The following is an 18,397-nucleotide window of genomic DNA, read 5'->3' on the forward strand; positions in this document are numbered from 1 at the left end:
GCTGAGAAGTGGTACACGGTAATTTTTAGTCCATGACGACATCGGAGATTGCCACCGTGCTGGCTTGGCACGACGCTCTCGCCAGCGCGGACATCGAGACCTTGACGGCCCTATCCAGCGACGACATCGACCTGGGTGACGCGCACGGAGCAGCGCAGGGCCATGAGGCGCTGCGCACCTGGGCCTCCTCCAACCCGGCGACCACCGAACTCGGCAAGATGTACGTGCACGACGGCGTCGTGGTCGCCGAACAAACGGGCGGCGCGCCCGGCGCGTTGGCGTTCCGCGTGGTCCACGACCATGTCACCTCGGTGTTCCGCCACCAGGACTTGGCGTCGGCGCTGGCGGCCACCGAACTCACCCAGGCCGACCTCGTCACCTAGGACTTAGGAGCCATTTCATGCGCGGAATCATCTTGGCCGGCGGTTCGGGCACGCGCCTGCACCCGATCACGATGGGCATCAGCAAGCAGTTGCTGCCGGTCTACGACAAGCCGATGGTCTACTACCCGTTGTCCACCTTGATGATGGCCGGAATCCGCGACATCTTGGTGATCACCACCCCACACGACGCGGCCGGCTTTCAGCGACTGCTGGGCGACGGTTCGCAGTTCGGCATCAACCTCAGCTATGTCGAGCAGGCGAGCCCCGATGGCCTGGCACAGGCTTTTGTATTGGGCGACAAGCACATCGGCAACGATTCGGTGGCCTTGGTATTGGGGGACAACATCTTCTACGGCCCGGGACTGGGCACCAGCCTTGATCGCTTCCAATCCATCGACGGTGGGGCGATTTTCGCGTACTGGGTGGCCAACCCGTCGGCCTACGGTGTGGTCGAATTCAGTCCCGACGGACTGGCGTTGTCACTGGAGGAGAAACCGGCCACGCCGAAGTCGAATTACGCGGTGCCCGGGCTGTACTTCTACGACAACGACGTCATCGAAATCGCCAAGAGCCTGAAGCCGTCGGCGCGCGGCGAGTACGAGATCACCGACGTCAACCGGATCTACCTGAACCGCGGCCGGCTTGCGGTCGAGGTGATGGCCCGCGGCACCGCCTGGCTGGACACCGGAACCTTCGACTCGCTGCTGGACGCCAGTGACTTCGTGCGCACCCTGGAACGACGGCAAGGCCTGAAAGTCAGTGTGCCCGAAGAGGTTGGGTGGCGGCGGGGCTGGATCAACGACGACGAGCTGGCCACGCGTGCTCGCACGCTGCTCAAGTCCGGGTATGGCGGCTACCTGCTGGAGATGATGGAGCGGGGCTGAGCTCGCCCGGTTTGGCCAGCACGGCGGCGATCGCCGTGGTCAACGGCACCGACAGCGCGAGCGCAATTCCGCCCACCGCGGAACGCACGAGTTCGATCGCCACGCTCTCGCTGATCAGCACGTCGCTCAGCGATCGATTTGCGACGCTGAAGAGCAGCAGCAGCGGCAGCGAGCTGCCGGCGTATGCCAGCACCAGCGTGTAGACGGTGCTGGCAATGTGATCGCGCCCCACCCGTATTGCGCTCAGGAAGATCGTGCGCCGCGAGGTGTCGCCGCCGACATGGGCGAGCTCGAAGACGGTTGACGCCTGCGTCACCGTCACATCGTTGAGCACACCCAGCGACCCGATGATGAATCCGGCGAGCAGCAGCCCACTGATCGACACGCTGCCGAGATACGCGCTGACCGCCGAGTTCTGTTCATCAGACAGCCCGGTCAGATGCGCTAATTCGATTGCTCCCCAAGATAATCCGGCTGCCAACAGCAACGCCGCCAACGTGCCCAGCAGGGCGGCGCTGGTGCGCAGGTTGACTCCGTGGGCGAGATAGATGACCACGTACAGGATCGCCGCCGACGCCACCAGCGCCACCGGAACCGCGGGTGCGCCGTCGCGCAGCGCCGGCAGCAAGAAGACCACCAGCACCAGAAACGCGACCACGATACCGACCAGCGCCAGCAATCCGCGCCAACGCGCGACCGCGACGATGACCAATGCGAACGCCACGGCCAGCCCCACCAGCGCCCAGCCGCGCTCGAAGTCGTAGAACGCGTACGTGGTGGCGCCCTGCGGGTCGACCTGCCGCACCACCCGGATGTGGTCGTCCGCTGTGAAGTGCGGCTGACCGGGACCGGGCGAGAACTCCAACAGGGTCTTCGCGCCGGCATTCGGCCCCGAGTCGATCGCGACCAAGGTCTCGACGCATCGTCCCGTGCCCGGTGTCCCCGGTTGCGGAGCCGTGGTGAGCACCTGACTGGCCGACGGGCTGCCGCAGTCGGCCAGCCCGCTGGACAGCACGTGCGCACGCTCGGTGGTCACCGCCCCGCCGGTGGCGCTCTGAAACGGCATCGGGATGTCGACGTGCTGGCGGCTCGGCCACAACACCACCGCACCGGCAATCACGCCTATCCCGATCGCTACCAACAGCCCCACGACGATTTTGGCGGGCAGCGGACCCAGCAGGGACGGTCCTGACGACAGGTTGTGCGAATGCGAGTGGGTCACCCGCTCCACCGTAGAGGCGCTTACTGCCGATAGGCGGTCAGGAAGTTGCCCAGCCGTTCAATCGCCGCCGACAGATCACGTGCCCACGGCAGGGTGACGATGCGCAGGTGATCGGGGGCCGGCCAGTTGAAGCCGGTGCCCTGGCCTACCAGGATCTTCTCCTGCAGCAGCAGGTCGAGGACCAGCTGTTCGTCATCCTCGATGTCGTAGACCTCGGGGTCCAGCCGCGGAAACGCGTACAACGCCCCATCCGGCTTAACACAGGACACCCCGGGAATCTGGTTGAGCTTGGTCCATGCGATGTCACGTTGCTCGAGCAGCCGGCCCCCGGGCAGCACCAGGTCGTCGATGCTTTGGTAGCCGCCGAGGGCGACCTGGATCGCGTGCTGGGCAGGCACATTCGGGCATAGCCGCATGTTGGCCAGCAGGCTGATTCCCTCGATGAAGCTGCTGGCGTGGTCCTTGGGTCCGGTGATCGCCAGCCAGCCGGCCCGGTACCCGGCCACCCGGTAGGCCTTCGACAGGCCGTTGAAGGTCAGGCACAGCAGGTCCGGCGCGAGCGTGGCCAGGCTGATGTGCTTGGCGTCGCCGTAGAGGATCTTGTCGTAGATCTCGTCGGCCAGCAGCAGCAGCTGGTGCTTGCGGGCCAGCTCGACGATCTGGGTGAGGATTTCGCGGCTGTACACGGCGCCGGTGGGGTTGTTCGGATTGATCACGACCAGCGCCTTCGTGCGCGCGGTGATCTTCGACTCCATGTCGGCGATGTCGGGCTGCCACCCCTGGGTCTCGTCGCACAGGTAGTGCACCGGCGTGCCCCCCGCCAGGGATGTCGACGCCGTCCACAACGGGTAGTCGGGGGAGGGAATCAGCACCTGATCGCCGTTGTCGAGCAGGGCTTGCAGCGTCATCGTGATCAGCTCGGAGCACCCGTTGCCCAGGAAGACGTCGTCGACGTCGAAACGCGGGAAGCCGTCGACCAGCTCATAGCGGGTGACCACCGCGCGCCGGGCCGGCAGGATGCCCTGCGAATCCGAGTAACCCTGTGCGTAGGGCAGCGCCTGGATCATGTCGCGCATGATCACGTCGGGTGCGTCGAAGCCGAATGGCGCCGGGTTGCCGATGTTGAGCTTGAGGATGCGGTGGCCCTCGGCCTCGAGCCGCGCAGCGTGCTGGTGCACCGGGCCGCGGATTTCGTACAGAACGTCCTGAAGCTTGGACGACTGCGCGAAGGTCCGCTGCCGGTGGTGGCCGGGGATGTGCACGGGCACCTGGTGAGTGGTCACGTCACCAATGGTGCCATCGCCGTCCACCGATTTTTGCTGATAGAGGCCAATCTGTGATCAGCGCTTCCCCGGGGGGCGCGCCCCGCGCGCGATGCCGAGCCCCTTAACAGGGGCTGCCGGGGGCGCCGCGTCGCCGTTGGTGTCTTCGGACGGCTCCGGGCTCGGCTCGGGTTTGGTCTCAGCCTTTTGCTCGACGGGCGCGGCTGCCTCTGCTTTCGCTTCGGCGGCTGGGGCCGCCGGCGCGGCGGCCTTCTTGGCCCCCGGACGCTTGGCGCCGGCGGCGATGCCCAGGCCCTTGACGGGTGCGGCCGGCGCCTTGGGTTCCGCAGCCTCGGCGGGCTCGGTCTTTTCCTCGGTTTTTTCCGCGGCCTTCGGTGCGGCGGCCTCCGTGCTCTCCGGCGGCGCTTCGGTCGCCGGGGCCGCGGCGGCCGGTGCTGCCTTCTTGGCCCCCGGACGCTTGGCGCCGGCGGCCAGGCCCAGGCCCTTGGCGGGCGCGGCTTCCGTCTTGGCTTCCGCGGCCTCGGTGGCCGGTGCTGGCGCCGCAGGAGCCGCGGGTGCTTGCGCCGCTGGAGCCGCGGCCTTCTTGGCGCCGGGACGCTTGGCGCCGCCGGCGATACCCAGCCCCTTCGCGGGCGCTGCGGCCTTGGCGGGCTGCTCGGGCTCGGCGGGCGCGGGCTCCGCAACCGTCGCGGGCGCCTCCTCCGGTGCTGTCGCGGCGGGGGCAGCGGCCTTGGGCTCGGCCTTCGCGGCCCGCTCGCCTGCCTTTTCCGAAGCTTCCTTTGCGGCGGTGCCCTTCTCCGGCAGCGTCGCCTTGTCGTACTCGAGCGAGCCCAGCAGGATCTGCGCCACGTCGAGCACTTCGACCCCGCTGCGGCCCGCCTCTTCCTGCCGGTCGTTGACGCCGTCGGTGACCATCACCCGGCAGAACGGGCACCCGGTCGCGATCGTCGCGGCGTTGGTGGCCAGCGCTTCGTCGACGCGCTCGTGGTTGATGCGCTTACCGATGTGCTCTTCCATCCACATGCGCGCACCGCCGGCGCCGCAGCAGAAGCTGCGGTCGGAGTTGCGCGGCATCTCGGTGAGGTTCGCCCCGGCGAAGCCGATCAGCTCACGCGGCGCCTCGTACACCTTGTTGTGGCGGCCCAGGTAGCAAGGGTCGTGATACGTAATGTCTTGCGAGACAGGCGTTACGGGCACCAGCTTCTTGTCGCGCACCAACCGGTTCAGCAGCTGGGTGTGGTGCAGCACGCTGTAGTTGGCGCCCAGCTGGCGGTATTCCCTGCCGATTGTGTTGAAGCAGTGCGGGCAGGTGACGACGATCTTTCGGTCGACGGTCTCCACGCCCTCGAAGACACCGTCCAGCGTCTCGACGGCCTGGGCTGCCAGTTGCTGGAACAGGAACTCGTTGCCGGACCGGCGCGCCGAGTCACCGTTGCAGGTCTCCCCGGTGCCCAGCACCATGAACTTCACCCCGGCGATGGAAAGCAGCTCGGCGACGGCCTTCGTGGTCTTCTTGGCCTTGTCGTCGTAGGCGCCGGCGCAGCCCACCCAGAACAGGTACTCGTAGCCGTCGAAGCTTTCGACGTCCTCGCCGTAGACCGGGACGTCGAAGTCGACCTCGTCGATCCAGTTGGTCCGGTCGCCGGCGTTCTGGCCCCACGGGTTGCCCTTGGTCTCCAGGTTCTTGAACAGCACCGACAGCTCGGACGGGAACTCCGACTCCATCATCACCTGGTAGCGGCGCATATCGATGATGTGATCGACGTGCTCGATGTCCACCGGGCACTGTTCGACGCAGGCGCCGCAGGACACGCACGACCACAGCACGTCGGGATCGATCACACCGCCCTGCTCGGCGGTGCCGACCAGCGGGCGCGCCACCTGCTCGGGTCCGTGGCCGGGAACGCGGCCGAAGCCGGACTCCGGAACGTGATGGGCTTCTTCTTCGACCGTCTCGAGGTCCAGACCCTCCAGCGGCTCGGCGGTCTTCTCGCCCAGGATGTAGGGCGCCTTGGCCATCCAGTGATCGCGCAGGTCCATGATGACGAGCTTGGGCGACAACGGCTTTCCGGTATTCCAGGCTGGGCACTGCGACTGGCAGCGCCCGCACTCGGTACACGTGGCGAAGTCGAGGTTCGCCTTCCAGGTGAAGTCCTCGATCTTGCCGCGACCGAAAACGTCGTCCTCGCCTGGATCTTCGAAGTTGATCGGCTTGCCGCCGGATTCCATCGGCAGCAGCGGACCAAGGCCGTCGGGCAGGCGTTTGAAGGTGACGTTGATCGGCGCCAGGAAGATGTGCAGGTGCTTGGAGTGCAGCACGATGATCAAGAAGAACAGCGCCACCGCGATGTGAGCCAGCAGAGCGAAGGTCTCGATCCATTCGTTAGCAGTCACGCCCAGTGGTTGCATGAGGGCGCCCATGGCGTGCGAGAAGAACGCACCCCGGCCGTACGGGAAGTTGCCGGTGACGACAGAGGCGCCTCGGAAGATCGCGAAGCTGACGATGACCAGCGAGATCATGAACAGAATCAGCCAAGCGCCGCCGGTGTGGGAACCGTAGAACCGTGACGAACGGCCGTGTTCCTTTGGCTCACTGCGCAATCGGATGATCGCGAACGTGATGATGCCGGCCAGCACGGCGAGCGCGATGAAGTCCTGCAAGAAACCCAGTGCATCCCAGCGGCCGACGATCGGGATGTGGAAATTGGGTTGGAACAGGGTGCCGTATGCCTCGATGTACACCGTGATGAGGATGAAGAAGCCCCACATGGTGAAGAAGTGCGCAAGGCCGGGGATCGACCACTTCAGCAGCTTGCGCTGACCGAATACCTCGGCGATCTGCGTCCAGATGCGGGTGCCGATGTCGTTGGTGCGACCGCTGACCGGCTGCCCGGACATGACGAGTCGGTAGAGCCACCAGACGCGTTTGAGGGCGAACAACGCCACGATCGCCGTCAGGCCCAGCCCTAACACCAATCTGATGATCGTTTGCGTGGTCACCGAAGGTCTCTCCCCATTGCATCGTCGCTCAACGAAAACTCGTTCGATCTTTGCTAGCTCATAGTGACATCTGGGCTGCTAACGCCGCGAGAAAGGTTGCCCTAACTGGGATTCGTAAAAGCCTTTGACCTGCGGCTTAGCCTTCTGGGGCGAGCATGGCACGTAACATAGACAACATTTCCGAGCGTGAGCCAGCGCCCAGCCGACGGCGAATACGGGCTACGTGGTGCTCAACGGTCTTCGCCGAGATGAACAGTTGGGCGCCGATGTCGCGGTATGGCATGCCCAACAATAGGAGTTCGGCGACTTCGCGTTCGCGATGCGACAGCGGCGATCCCGAGGTTGGCTGGTGGGAGGGCGACGCAGCGGTGCCGTCGGGTTCGTCGCCGGGCATCCCGGTGGTGGGAAGGTCGCCTGGGGCCGCGCCCAATTTGAGATCCCGGGCCAGTTGCAGCATCGCTCCGGACACCCTGCCGTCGGGTGTCTGCAGCGCGGCCTGCCCGGCTAGCCGGGTCGCATCCGAGGTCAGCCCGACATGCGACAGCGCCCGGGCCGACGCGGTGACCTCGTCGGCGTCGACCTGGTTGGCCAGGACACGTAGCCAGGTGCGGCCGGAACCCGACAGGGCGTGCGCGAGGGTGCTGGCTCCGGCCGCAGCACCCAGCGCCTGCCCATGCGGGGCAACCAAATCCGGCGCGTTGGCGAGGATTCCCGCGTGCACGCCGGCCCAATGCAGTGGGATTGCCCACAAGGTCGGGTTGCCCAGCGATTCCAGCAGGGTGAACGCCTGATCCAAGGCGTGGCGCACCTGTTCGACCTGGCGTATTCGGGCGGCGCCCACCCACAATTCGCCCAACGGCAGCAGCGCGAACAGGTCGATGGAGTACTCGGACAGCACCTCCATGCCTGCGTACCAATGCTTTTGCAGCGCGCCGGGGTCGCCGCTACGACGCGCGATCGCCGTCTGCAGTGCCGCCGCCCACAACGCGTCGCGCCGGTGCAACCCTGCCGAACCGACCGCCGCGACGTCGGCGCTGGCCGACGACAGCTGCCCGTCCTGCATCTTGATCCAGCCGGACAGCAAGGTGTGCCGAGGTGCAAACAGCGCGTCACCGCCGGTGCGCACGGCGCGGCCGATCACGCTGCGGGCGCGGACCGGATCGCCGCCGTGGATCGCGGCCAGGGTCACCAGAGCGGCCGGACTGTCAGGAAGGACTTCGTTCACGGTCTGTTCGGCCGTGATGGCCTGGCCCAATTTCGTCATCGCGGCCGGATACGGCTGGTCCATCGTCAGCAGCAACCCCTCCGCCAGACTGCGCGCGGTGCGGGCGGCCATCGTCGGCGGGCCAGCGTCCTTGAGGCGCAGCGCGGCACGCGCCGCTACCAGATCACCGGTCGAGGCCAGCGCGATCGCGGCGGCGGCACCGACCAGTGCGTCCGGGTGCGGGCCCAGCCAGCTGAACAATTCCGCCGCCTGATTCGCGCTGCCCTCGTGGGCTGCAACGCTGGCCGAAATCCGAACCGCTGCAGCGCGTTCGGCCGAATCGGGTGAGCTCAGCAGCTTGTCGGCCAGTGCTGCCGCGGCGGCACAGTCCCCGTTGAGGGCCAGCGCGTCGGCGACCCGAGACGTTAGCCCTTCGGCGCCGGCCTCAATGGCAGCCTGGTAAAGCCTTGCGGCCCTGGTAGATTCGCCGCGTGCAGCCGTGGCTTGCTCAGCGAGGATGGCCGCTAGCCGGTCGTCTTTGAGCCCGTGTTCGGCGAGGCGCAACGCGAACGGCAGTGAAACCGTCGACATGTCCAATTGTGAACGCAGCAGTGCAGTTTCGACCTCGTGGTGGTGGGCATTGCCGACAATCTGGGCGATCGCGCCATGAACCAGCTGGAGGAATTCGGGCGAGTGCGAGGGCTCGATCAGCCCGCTGGCGCGGGCCCGATCTACGAGCTGGCGTGCGTCTGTTGCCGAAATATCCAGTGCCGCAGCTACATCAGCTGCTCCTAGCTCTTGGGTCAGCGACATGATGAGCAGCGCGTCGAGGTCGGGTTCGTCGAGGCGACGCAATCGCGCGATCAGGGCGAAGCCGGCTGCTTGCGCCGGGGCGGATGTGCTCTCGGACGTTGCGCGCACCAGAAAGGGGAGTCCCGCGGTGCATGCCAGAAGGTCTTCGTCGACGGGAAGCGGGCCCAGCGATATCGGCGGTCGATCCCGCTCCATCGCCACGGTCAGCTGGCGCAGGCGCTGCTGCGGCTCGGCGGCCACCACCACCGTGGTCCGCGGGTCGGCGACGCACTCGGTGAGGCTGAGCAGGTCGGGCTCGGTCAGCAGGTGAGCGTCGTCGATCACCCGCGCGGCGTCGGGCGGATCGCCGGCCCGAGGTGGGCGCGCGAGCACGGTCAGCCCGGCACCCCGCAGCGCGTCGCGCGCGGCGGCCAGGGCCGCGGTCTTGCCGGTCCCGATGCCGCCACTGATCACGAGCTTCACCGGAATCGTCGCCGCGTCGGCCAGGGCCTGGATGACTTGTTCGAGCATCGGGGAGTCGCTCACATCGCGTCCCCCTATCGGTGCTGCGCTGGTGGTCAGGAGCAGTTTCACACCATAGCCGCTCCAACCCCCGTATCAGGGTAGCCATCCCCGTAACCCCCCGGTTCCCCTAAACCACTACCCCCTAATGTCGACGGCCCGCAGGTGGGTTGTACACCGATCACAGCGCTCGGTCGGGCCGATAACATCGTGGTAATTGACTGGGCGGCCCCTGTGGATGCCGCCGGCAAGGGCAGCGAACGGCGAGGAGGTGTGCCCGATGGCAAACTCATTGCTCGACTTCGTGATTTCGCTGGTCCGCGACCCCGATGCTGCGGCGCGCTATGCGGCCAACCCCGCGCAGTCCATCGCGGATGCTCATCTTACCGATGTGACCAGCGCCGATGTGAATAACCTGATTCCAATGGTGACGGATTCGCTGTCGATGGGTACTCCCGCCGGGCCTGCCTTGGGCGTGCCCGTCCCCGATCACGGAAACGTCTGGGCAAGCGGCGCGGCCGCCGCCGCCCTGGATGCATTCACGCCGCACACCCCCACGGGAATCGTCGATTCGCATGGCCCGGCGAGCAGCGTGATCCATCCGCCGTCGACCCCCGCGCCCGTCCAGCCGCCGGCTGATCCGCGGCCCTTCGGCATTGACTCTCCGGCGGCATCGGTGCAGTTCACGGGGTCTGAGACGCCAGATAGTCCGGTCGATCACGGGGGAGTCCCGGCCCATGACCCGGGCCTCTGGGATCACCAGGTCACCCACCCGCACCCCGGCGAGCCCGACCACCACGACTTCGGCCTGCACGGCTGATTCTTCGGCTGCCGCAGTCCAATCCTGCAGTCCCGAGCTGCGTTAACACCGTCCAGTAGGGCGTCTTTAGTGGCGCGTTGGGGTTACCCCGCATATCCCCTAACCCCCTAACGGGCAGCCCCCATGGATCCCGATGGGGAACCGATCAGCCGGGGGATCCGTCCCCGATTCCGGGCAGGGGCGGAATCCATAGCGTGTATTGCAGACGCCGGTCGATCCGGCGCAGGGATTTGGAGGGGAATGAATCATGGACCGGCTGATCCAATACATCATGGATTTGTTTGGCAACCCGGACGCGGCCCGCGCTTTCGTCGCCGGCCCCGGGCAGGCCATGACCGACGCGGGCTTAGTCAACGTGGCTCCGGAGCAGTTCTCTTCCGCGGTGGCCAGCGCTCTCCCGGGCGTGCCCCTCGGTGCGGGCGACCCGATCGGTGGGTTGCAGCAGGTGCTGACCGACCAGTACGGCTTTGCCCCAAGTTATGACGGCTATGGCTACGACCAAGGTTATGGCGGCTACGACCCGGGCTACGGATACGGCCCCGTCGGCCTTGTCGGCGAAGTTGCCCAGGACGCGGGCGCCCTGGTGGGCGACGCGATTGCCCCGGTTGCCGACGGCGCCGGCGCCGTTCTCGGCCTGGGCAGCGCGATCGTCGGAAACGTGGGCGGCGGACTACTCGGCGCTGTCGACGCCGGACTCTACGGCGGCGCGTACGGCGGGTTCGGCCTGCAGCCTGGTTGGGGTTTTGGTCCCGGCACCGGCGGGTTTGGTCCCGGCTTCGGACCTGGCTGGGGCGAGCCCGGCTGGGGACATGGCTGGGGCGACGGGCGGCCCGGCTGGGGACATGGTTGGGGTGACGGGCGACCCGGCTGGGGACATGGTTGGGGCGACCGGCCCGGTTGGGGACATGGTTGGGGTGACGACCGACCTGGCTGGGGACATGGTTGGGGCGACGGGCGGCCCGGTTGGGGACATGGCTGGGGTGACCGGCCCGGCTTCGGCGAATTCGGCCATGGCACCGGCTTCGGTACCGGCTTCGGCGGCGAGTTTGGTCTGGGCGTTGGGATCAACGCCGGCCTGGGTCTTGGAGGTGGCTTTGGCGGACACACGGGCCTTGGTCTCGGCGGCGGCGGCCTGACGGGCATCGGTTTGGGTGCACAGACCGGATTCGGCGGCCGCGCAGGACTTGGTCTCGGCGGCGAGAGTGGCCTTGGCCTCGGTGGCGGCTTTGGCGGACATACCGGTTTCGGTCTGGCCAGTGAGGTCGGCCTGGGTGGTCGCACCGGCATCGGCGTCGGTGGTGAGAGCGGCTTTGGTGGCCACGCTGGTTTCGGTGAGGGTGTTGGGCTGCGGGCCGGCGGTGGACTTGAGGGTGGCGCTGGGTTCGGTGGCGGCGCTGGTCTTGGTGGTGAGAGCGGTCTTGGTGGCCACGCTGGTTTCGGTGAGGGTGTTGGGCTGCGGGCCGGCGGTGGACTTGAGGGTGGCGCTGGGTTCGGTGGCGGCGCTGGTCTTGGTGGTGAGGCTGGTCTTGGTGGTCGCACCGCGGTCGGTGCTGGTGCTGGATTCAACGGCGGTGGCGGATTTGGCGGCGACGGCGCGGGCCACGCGGGTGTTGGCTTGCGGGGTGAAGCCGGTGACGGGTTCGGCGCCGGTGCTGGAGTTGGCGGCCAAGCCGGTGGTGGTTTGGGCGTCGGAAGCCAGCTCGGTGGTGGCTTCGGTGCTGGTGTTGGTGCTGGTGGCCAGGCGGGTCTGGGGGGTCAGGCGGGTCTGGGGAGCCAGGCGGGCTTGGGTGCCGGTGGTCAGGCTGGCGTTGGTGGTGGCTTTGGCGGCCAAGCCGGTGGCGGTTTCGGTGCTGGTGGCCAGGCGGGTCTGGGGAGCCAGGCTGGTATGGCGAGCCAGGCGGGCTATGGTGCCGGCGGTCAAGCTGGCTTCGGCGGTCAGGCGGGTCTGGGGGGTCAGGCGGGCTTAGGTGCCGGTGGTCAGGCTGGCGTTGGTGGTGGCTTTGGCGGCCAAGCTGGTGGTGGTTTCGGCGTCGGAAGCCAGCTCGGTGGTGGCTTCGGTGCTGGTGCTGGTGCTGGTGGCCAGGCGGGTCTGGCGAGCCAGGCGGGCTTCGGTGCCGGTGGTCAGGCCGGCGGCGCGTTCGGTGCCGGCGGTGGACTGGCCGGCGCCAGCAACTTGGGCGGTCAAACTGGCTTCGGTGGTCAGGCCGCTCTCGCGAGCCAGGCCAGTTTCGGTGCCGGCAGCCAGCTGGCGGGTGCCGGCAATGCCGGCGCACTGGCCGGTGCAGGCGGTAATGCAGCCCTGGGGGTGGGCGGCAACGCAGCGCTGGGCGCGAGCGGTCAGGCGGGGTTGATCGCTAGCGAGGGCGCAGCGCTCAACGGCGCCGCCACTCCCCACGTCGCCGGCCCGCTTGGGGGTGTCGGGGTCGGCGGTCAAGGCGGTGCCACCGCGGCCGGTGGCGCTGGCCTTGGTATCGGCGGCGCCCGCAGCACCGGCTCGTTGAGCGGCGAGGGCGGGCTGGGAGGCCACGCCTCACCGCAATCCGCGGCTGTCGCCGGCGGCGCCGGCTTGGGCAGTCACGCTGAAGTCGGCGGGACCGGCGGCGCAGGTCTAGGCGGCCACGCCGGAGCTAACGGTGCCGCGGGGGCCGGCGTCGGTGGTGGCTTTCCGTCCGGCGGAGCCGGCGGCGGTGTCAACGCGGGTGCCGGCGCCGGAGCACACGGCGGCATCCTCGGCCAGGAGGGCGCGACGCTCGGCGGCGGTGTTGCCGGCGGTGGCGGCGTCGGCGCTCACGGCCCGGCCGGGCCTGCTGGACAGGCCCCGGTAATCCAGGGCGGCGGCGGTGCCGGAGGCGGTGTCGGCGGACACGCGACGCCGCCGTCGAACCCCGGCTCGGTCTTCCAGGGTGGAGGCTCGGGCGGTGCCGGCGGCCACGGCAGTGCGGGCGGACCGGTGATCCATGAGCCGGCGCAGCAGGCCCCGGTGCAGCACTCGCCGGCGCCGGTCCAGCATGCGCCGATCGAGCATTCACCTGCCCCGGTCCAGCATTCGCCGGCCCCGGTGCAGCATTCGCCGGCTCCGGTCGAGCACGCTCCGGCGCCGCACAGCCCGTCGGTGTTCGAAGGCACTCCGCACGCTCCGGCTCCGGTGCACGCTCCCGCGCCGGAACCGCACCCGTCGCCGTCGCACGTCGGCGGCCCGCACGGGTAACGCGTGGACGCAGCAAATCGGCGGGGATCTTTTGATCCCCGCCGATTCGCGCGCATACCGTAAGCACTGATGCGAGAAAGTGGGGGAACCGCGGTGACTCAAGCCAGTGATCCGAGGCGCGTCAGCGTGATCGTCGAGTTGATCGACCACACCATCGCAATCGCCGAACTCAACGACCGCAATGACCTCAAGCAGCGGCTGGTGCGCGCCCGCGAGCGCATCACCGACCCGCAGATCCGGGTGGTCATCGCGGGGCAACTCAAGCAGGGCAAGAGTCAGCTGCTCAACTCGTTGCTCAACCTGCCGGTGGCGCGCGTCGGCGACGACGAGGCCACCGTCGTGATCACCGTCGTCAGCCACGGCGACCCGCCGTCGGCCCGGCTGATCGTCGCCGCGGGCCCCAACGGCGAGCCCGTACCCGTCGACATCCCGGTCGACGACATCAGCACCGATCTGCGACGAGCGCCGCAAGCCGGCAACCGGGAAGTGCTGCGCATCGAGATCGGTGCCCCCAGCCCGCTGCTGCAGGGGGGCTTGGCCTTCATCGACACCCCGGGGGTGGGTGGCCATGGGCAGCCGCACTTGTCGGCGACGCTCGGACTGCTGCCCAACGCGGACGCACTGATCATGGTCAGCGACACCAGCCAGGAATTGACCGAACCCGAGATGTGGTTCATCCGGCAGGCGCACCGGATCTGCCCGGTCGCCGTATTGGCGGCCACCAAGACCGACCTTTATCCGCACTGGCGCGACATCGTCGACGCCAACACCGCGCACTTGCAGCGCGCCGGTGTATCGATGCCAATCCTGCCGGTCTCGTCGCTGCTGCGCAGTCACGCCGTCACATCCAATGACACCGAACTCAACGAGGAATCCAACTTCCCGGCGATCGTGAAGTTCCTCAGCGAGCGGGTGCTCTCCGGTGAGAGCGACCGGGTGCGCGACGAGGTTCTTCGCGATATCCGTTCGGCGGCAGAACAATTGACGATGGCTGCGGGCTCGGAACTCGCGGTCGTCAACGATCCGGGGCTTCGTGACCGGCTCGCCGACGACCTGGAGCGACGCAAGCGTGACGCGCTGGACGCGCTGGAACAGACCGCGCTGTGGCAGCAGGTGCTCAATGACGGCTTCACCGACCTGAGCACTGACGTCGATCACGACATGCGGGCCCGGTTCCGCGCGCTCACCGAGGACATCGAGCGCCAGATCGATTCGTGCGACCCGACCCGGCATTGGGCCGAAATCGGCAGCGACGTCGAGGAAGCGGTGGCCACCGCTGTCGGGGACAACTTCGTCTGGGCCTACCAACGCGCCGAGGAGCTGGCCGACGCCGTGGCGAATTCGTTCGCGGCGGCGGGGCTGGATTCAGTGCTAACGCCCGAGCTGAATCAACGCGCGATGGGCGAGGACTTCGGCCAGCTCAAGTCGGTGTCCGACCTGGAGTCCAAGCCGGCGGGCAAGGGTCAGAAGATGGTGAGCGGACTGCGTGGTTCCTATGGCGGCGTGGTGATGATCGGCATGTTGTCCTCGGTGGCGGGGCTCGGCCTGTTCAACCCGTTGTCGGTGGGCGCCGGGCTGATCCTTGGCCGCATGGCCTACAAGGAGGACAAGGAAAACCGGCTGCTGCGGGCGCGTGCCGAGGCCAAGACGAATGTGCGGCGCTTCGTCGACGACGTCTCGTTCGTGGTGGGCAAGGAATCTCGCGACAGGCTCAAGATCATCCACCGCACGCTGCGCGACCATTACCGCGACATCGCCAATGAGATCTCCCGTTCGCTTAACGAATCGCTGCAGTCCACCATCGCCGCGGCGCATGTGGAAGAAGCCGAACGCGACGCCAAGATCCGGGAACTCGAGCGGCAGTTGAATATCCTGAACCAGGTCATCGACAATGTGGACAAACTAACGCCACAGGTGACCGTAGGACGGGTGTGAGCACTAGCGATCGAGTCCGTGCGATTTTGGGCGGGACCGTCCAGGCCTACCGTGGTGAGCCCGCGTTCCGGAACCGGCCCGAAGTTTTCTACGAACTGGACCGCATCGGCGCGCGGCTGAACGAGCCGATTCGCATCGCCCTGGCCGGCACGCTCAAGGCCGGAAAGTCCACTCTGCTCAACGCTTTGGTGGGCCAAGACATCGCCCCGACCGACGCCACCGAGGCCACCCGTATCGTGACCTGGTTCCGGCACGGCCCTACCCCGAAGGTTACCGCAAACCATTGGGGTGGAAGGCATTCCAATGTGCCGATCAACCACAGCGCCGGGCTGACGTTCGACTTCCGGACACTCAACCCGGCCGACGTGGCCGATCTGGATGTCGAGTGGCCCGCCGAAGAGCTGGTCGAGACCACGATCATCGACACCCCGGGAACGTCGTCGCTGACGCGTGAGGCCTCCGATCGCACACTGAGGTTGCTGGTGCCCCCCGACGGGGTGCCGCGGGTCGACGCCGTGGTCTTCTTGCTGCGCACCCTCAACGCCGCAGATATCGCCCTGCTCAAGCAGATTGGGCAACTCGTCGGCGGATCCGCGGGCGCGCTGGGCATCATCGGTGTGGCGTCGCGGGCCGACGAGATCGGCGCGGGCCGCATCGACGCGATGCTCTCGGCCGCCGACGTCGCGCAGCGGTTCACCAAGGAGATGAACGAGACCGGCATCTGCCAAGCCGTGGTGCCGGTCTCGGGGCTGTTGGCGCTGACCGCGCGCACGCTACGGCAAAGCGAGTTCATCGCCCTGCAGAAGCTGGCCGCGGCCGACAAGACCGAACTCAGTAAGGCCATGCTCAGCGTGGACCGTTTCGTTCGTGTCGAGAGCCCGCTGCCCGTCGACGCGGCGACCCGTGCCCAATTGCTGGACCGGTTCGGCATGTTCGGACTGCGGATTTCCCTCGCGGTGTTGGCTACCGGTGTCGCCGACGCGGTGGGGCTGGCCGACGAATTGCTGGAGCGCAGTGGGCTGGTGGCGCTGCGTGAGGTCATCGATCAGCAATTCGCGCAACGCGCCGACATGCTCAAGGCACACACCGCGCTGGTGTCGTTGCGCCGGTTCGTAGAGGCGTTCCCGATCGTCGCGACGCCCTACGTCATCGCCGACATCGACCCGCTACTGGCCGACACGCACGCATTCGAAGAGCTTCGGCTGCTCAGCCAATTATCCTCTCGTCCAACATCTTTGAATGACGAAGAGCTGGCGTCGCTGCGCCGGATCATCGGCGGATCGGGCACCCGCCCGGCCAGCCGGCTAGGCCTGGACCCCGAGAACAAAAACCCCGGCGAGGGGCCACGGGCGGCGTTCGCCGCGGCGCAGCGCTGGCGCCGCCGGGCCGAGCATCCGCTCAACGACCCATTCACCACCAGGGCGTGCCGCGCCGCGGTGCGCAGCGCCGAGGCGATGGTCGCCGACTTCCACGGCGCCAACATCGCGCCTCAGTAGCGCCGCCACGGCCAGTGCGGCCGCTCCCGTTCGGTCGGCAGCGGCGGCGGAACGGTCGTGGTTGGCGGTGGGACCGTCGTCGTGGGCGGCGGCTGATAGGTCGTGGTGGGCGGCGGCTGATATGTCGTCGTGGGCACCTCGGTGGTGGTCGGGGTCGTCGACGGCGGCGGTGGTGGCGGCGCGGTCACCGTCTCGGTCGACTCGGTCACGGTCACCGTTTGCTCGGGCGGCGGGGCGGTCGGCTGGGTCGGCGTCGGGGTCTGCACCGGGCGGGGGCTCTCCTCGCCGAGGGTCAACGCCAGGATCACGGCAACGAGTATGGCCATGGCCGCGGCGGCCAGGCTCAAGACGATGGCGGTGCGCTTGTACCATACCGGCGGCGGAGCACCGTAAGGTTCTTCGTCATCGAAATCCATTGCGTCCCGGACATATTGGCCACTATGCTCGGGCCCGGTGTAGGGGACGGGATCTTCCTCGTCGTCATCCTCCGACCAGGCCAGGGGACGCTCTTCTTCGATCCGGGCGTTTGGCATGACTTGGGTCATGTCGGCCGGCGCCGCGGCGGCCAATTGCGTCGGGGTCTCGACGACTGGGCTCGGCACCGCGCCCGGCACGGGGTGCTGCTGACCGAAGCTGGCCGCGCCGAGGGCGGCGGTGAGGGCGGGGCGCGGTGCGGTGCGGATCGGCACCCCGAGACGTTCGGACAGCCGGGTGGCCAGCAGTGGGATGGCGGCCCCGCCGCCGACGGTGGCCACGGCGGCCAGGCGTTCGGTCGGAATCTCGTTGCGCTGCAGCATGTTTTCGATGCCGGTGATGAAATCGTTCAGCGGCCCGGCGATCAGCTCCTCGAATTCGTTGCGGGACAACTCGATATCCTCGCCGGTTACGGCAGGGACCGTGGTGACAGTCGCTGTCGACAGCTGCTCCTTGGCAGCGCGGTACTGATCGAGCAGGCGGGCCAGCGATCCCATCCGTGTCGTGCTGGCCAGCCCGCCGGAGGTGTCGCTCGGGGCGCGGTCCCGCATGTGATCGAGGATCAGTTGGTCGATCCCGTCGCCGGAGAATTCGGAGTACCGCATCGACGGCCCGATCTGGGCAAAGTCCGACCCGGCGTCGCTCAGCGTCACGGTGGTGCCGCTGGCGCCGAAGTCGCACAACGCGACGATGCCCTCGGTGGGGAAGTCAGGTTCGGCCCGCAGCGCGGTGAGCGCGGCGGTGGCATCGGAGATCAGCGCCGGCGGTACGCCGCCCGGCGCCAGGCCCGGTTGGGCGAAGAATTCCTCACGCAGTGCCGTGGACTGCTCCGGCGACCAGTACGCGGGTATCGCGATCGTGACCGGTGTTCCGTAGTCGACGGTCCGGGCCATCGCCTCGAGCGCTTCGACCGTCAGGGCGTCGCCCAGGTACTTCGTCCCATCGGCTGCCACCAGCGGAGTGCGGTCCCCGACCCGTTCGACGAATCCCCGCATCACCAGGCCGGCTTCGGCCGCATCTGGACGTTCCTCCGGCAGGCCGACTTCTGATGCCCGCTGGTCAAACAGGGTGAGCACGGAGCTGCGAGTCACCGCATCGCCACCCGCACGGGCGGCGACCAGATTGGCCGTCCCGATGGACAACCCGAGCGACTCGGACATCTGGCGTTCCCCTG

The 18,397-nt window shown here is 67.9% G+C and carries 13 protein-coding genes and 1 pseudogene; 7 read left to right on the top strand and 7 right to left on the bottom strand.

What is annotated here, in order from left to right; all coding sequences use genetic code 11:
- The first annotated feature begins 32 nt into the window (after nucleotides 1-32).
- Together MJO58_RS02865 and rfbA are read left to right on the top strand one after the other, a co-directional pair.
- Nucleotides 33-383, top strand: a complete 351-nt coding sequence (locus tag MJO58_RS02865) for a nuclear transport factor 2 family protein (RefSeq protein WP_090599156.1) — start codon at nucleotides 33-35, stop codon at nucleotides 381-383.
- A gap of 17 nt (nucleotides 384-400) precedes the next feature.
- A complete protein-coding gene (gene rfbA / locus MJO58_RS02870) occupies nucleotides 401-1,267 on the top strand; it encodes a glucose-1-phosphate thymidylyltransferase RfbA (protein ID WP_090599159.1) in 867 nt (288 codons plus the stop codon).
- Here the strand turns inward: rfbA and MJO58_RS02875 are convergent.
- The 4 genes from MJO58_RS02875 to iniR form a co-directional block, all read right to left on the bottom strand.
- Nucleotides 1,218-2,489 carry a YibE/F family protein gene (locus tag MJO58_RS02875; RefSeq protein ID WP_239721958.1) on the bottom strand — a complete coding sequence of 424 codons (1,272 nt, stop codon included), beginning with the start codon at nucleotides 2,487-2,489 and terminating at the stop codon, nucleotides 1,218-1,220. The genes rfbA and MJO58_RS02875 overlap by 50 nt on opposite strands.
- A 20-nt stretch (nucleotides 2,490-2,509) precedes the next feature.
- Nucleotides 2,510-3,799 (bottom strand): pyridoxal phosphate-dependent aminotransferase, encoded by a 1,290-nt coding sequence (locus MJO58_RS02880; RefSeq protein WP_239721959.1) that lies wholly within the window; start codon nucleotides 3,797-3,799, stop codon nucleotides 2,510-2,512.
- A 30-nt stretch (nucleotides 3,800-3,829) separates the two neighbouring features.
- Nucleotides 3,830-6,772, bottom strand: a complete 2,943-nt coding sequence (locus tag MJO58_RS02885; RefSeq protein WP_239721960.1) for a (Fe-S)-binding protein — start codon at nucleotides 6,770-6,772, stop codon at nucleotides 3,830-3,832.
- A gap of 136 nt (nucleotides 6,773-6,908) precedes the next feature.
- The gene (iniR, locus tag MJO58_RS02890; RefSeq protein ID WP_239723145.1) at nucleotides 6,909-9,299 is read right to left on the bottom strand and encodes an isoniazid response ATPase/transcriptional regulator IniR; all 2,391 of its coding nucleotides are present in this window, start codon (nucleotides 9,297-9,299) and stop codon (nucleotides 6,909-6,911) included.
- Between the two features lie 271 nt (nucleotides 9,300-9,570).
- On the opposite strand from iniR, the gene MJO58_RS02895 reads away from it, so the two are divergent.
- Both MJO58_RS02895 and MJO58_RS29020 read left to right on the top strand, forming a co-directional pair.
- Nucleotides 9,571-10,110 (top strand): Rv0340 family IniB-related protein, encoded by a 540-nt coding sequence (locus tag MJO58_RS02895; RefSeq protein WP_239721961.1) that lies wholly within the window; start codon nucleotides 9,571-9,573, stop codon nucleotides 10,108-10,110.
- A 247-nt stretch (nucleotides 10,111-10,357) separates the two neighbouring features.
- A pseudogene (locus MJO58_RS29020) lies at nucleotides 10,358-10,576 on the top strand (IniB N-terminal domain-containing protein); the annotation flags it as partial.
- A gap of 204 nt (nucleotides 10,577-10,780) precedes the next feature.
- Here the strand turns inward: MJO58_RS29020 and MJO58_RS28705 are convergent.
- Both MJO58_RS28705 and MJO58_RS02910 read right to left on the bottom strand, forming a co-directional pair.
- A complete protein-coding gene (locus MJO58_RS28705) occupies nucleotides 10,781-12,031 on the bottom strand; it encodes a hypothetical protein (RefSeq protein WP_276553185.1) in 1,251 nt (416 codons plus the stop codon).
- Between the two features lie 42 nt (nucleotides 12,032-12,073).
- On the bottom strand, nucleotides 12,074-12,637 hold the full coding sequence (locus MJO58_RS02910; protein WP_239721962.1) for a hypothetical protein: 564 nt from the start codon (nucleotides 12,635-12,637) through the stop codon (nucleotides 12,074-12,076).
- Nucleotides 12,638-12,676: 39 nt separating this feature from the next.
- Between MJO58_RS02910 and MJO58_RS02915 the strand changes: the two genes are divergently transcribed.
- The 3 genes from MJO58_RS02915 to iniC all read left to right on the top strand — a co-directional run bounded on the left by MJO58_RS02915 (nucleotide 12,677) and on the right by iniC (nucleotide 16,749).
- Nucleotides 12,677-13,318, top strand: coding sequence for a hypothetical protein (locus tag MJO58_RS02915; RefSeq protein ID WP_239723488.1), 642 nt, complete (start codon nucleotides 12,677-12,679; stop codon nucleotides 13,316-13,318).
- Nucleotides 13,319-13,411: 93 nt separating this feature from the next.
- Nucleotides 13,412-15,253: a dynamin family protein gene (locus MJO58_RS02920; protein WP_239723146.1), complete on the top strand. Its 1,842-nt coding sequence runs from the start codon at nucleotides 13,412-13,414 to the stop codon at nucleotides 15,251-15,253.
- On the top strand, nucleotides 15,250-16,749 hold the full coding sequence (iniC, locus tag MJO58_RS02925) for an isoniazid-induced dynamin-like GTPase IniC (protein ID WP_239721963.1): 1,500 nt from the start codon (nucleotides 15,250-15,252) through the stop codon (nucleotides 16,747-16,749). Before MJO58_RS02920 ends, iniC begins: the two co-directional genes overlap by 4 nt.
- On the opposite strand, the gene MJO58_RS02930 is transcribed toward iniC, so the two are convergent.
- Complete coding sequence (locus MJO58_RS02930) at nucleotides 16,743-18,383, bottom strand: Hsp70 family protein (protein WP_239721964.1); 1,641 nt, start codon at nucleotides 18,381-18,383, stop codon at nucleotides 16,743-16,745. The genes iniC and MJO58_RS02930 overlap by 7 nt on opposite strands.
- Nucleotides 18,384-18,397 lie beyond the last annotated feature (14 nt).

The sequence above is a fragment of the Mycobacterium lentiflavum genome (assembly GCF_022374895.2).
Lineage (GTDB): Bacteria > Actinomycetota > Actinomycetes > Mycobacteriales > Mycobacteriaceae > Mycobacterium > Mycobacterium lentiflavum.

What these genes read in the sequence shown, in the direction of transcription:
- MJO58_RS02865 (WP_090599156.1), top strand. Translation starts at nt 33, where the DNA reads ATGACGACATCGGAGATTGCCACCGTGCTGGCTTGGCACGACGCTCTC.
- rfbA (WP_090599159.1), top strand. Translation starts at nt 401, where the DNA reads ATGCGCGGAATCATCTTGGCCGGCGGTTCGGGCACGCGCCTGCACCCG.
- iniR (WP_239723145.1), bottom strand. Translation starts at nt 9,299, where the DNA reads ATGCTCGAACAAGTCATCCAGGCCCTGGCCGACGCGGCGACGATTCCG.
- MJO58_RS02895 (WP_239721961.1), top strand. Translation starts at nt 9,571, where the DNA reads ATGGCAAACTCATTGCTCGACTTCGTGATTTCGCTGGTCCGCGACCCC.
- MJO58_RS02930 (WP_239721964.1), bottom strand. Translation starts at nt 18,383, where the DNA reads ATGTCCGAGTCGCTCGGGTTGTCCATCGGGACGGCCAATCTGGTCGCC.